This window comes from Myxococcus llanfairpwllgwyngyllgogerychwyrndrobwllllantysiliogogogochensis, assembly GCF_006636215.1.
Taxonomy (GTDB): Bacteria; Myxococcota; Myxococcia; order Myxococcales; family Myxococcaceae; genus Myxococcus; species Myxococcus llanfairpwllgwyngyllgogerychwyrndrobwllllantysiliogogogochensis.
This window is the reverse complement of sequence record NZ_VIFM01000795.1, coordinates 1-436: the sequence shown is the minus strand read 5'-3', so window position 1 is coordinate 436 and position 436 is coordinate 1. Positions and strand designations below refer to the sequence as shown.

1 protein-coding gene is annotated in these 436 nt (G+C 72.0%); it reads right to left on the bottom strand.

Annotated features, from left to right (window positions below):
• Nucleotides 1–436, bottom strand: a 436-nt coding sequence (locus FJV41_RS57425) for a protein adenylyltransferase SelO family protein (RefSeq protein WP_181791599.1), incomplete at both ends; no start/stop codon positions are given.

The following is a 436-nucleotide window of genomic DNA, read 5'->3' as shown; positions in this document are numbered from 1 at the left end:
TGGCGGCGCGGATGGCCAGTTCGCCCAGGTGGTTGCGCAGCACGAAGCGCGGGTTGGTGCGCTGCATCCGGGCCGCGGCCTGCGGCCGGTCTTCGCGGGCGAGGCGCTCCGTATAGCGCGCGGCCCAGGCGTCCCAGCCGGCGCGGTCCGGGAAGAGGTCGCGCACCGGCGAGAAATCCTGCGCGGCCACGGCCTGCGAGAGCCGGTGCCAGAAGATGGTGTAGTCGACCGCGCTCGCGGCGAGCAGCGCGAGCAGGTCGTCCACCAGCTGAGCATCGCCCTCGGCCGCTGCCGCCAGGCCGAGCTTGTCCCGCATGCGGCCCATGTATTCCGCCGGGAAGAGGGAACGGTAGGGCTCCAGCGCGGCCTGGGCGAGTTCCGTGTCTTCGATCAGGGGCATGAGCGCCTGGCCGAGGCAGAACAGGTTCCAGTAGGC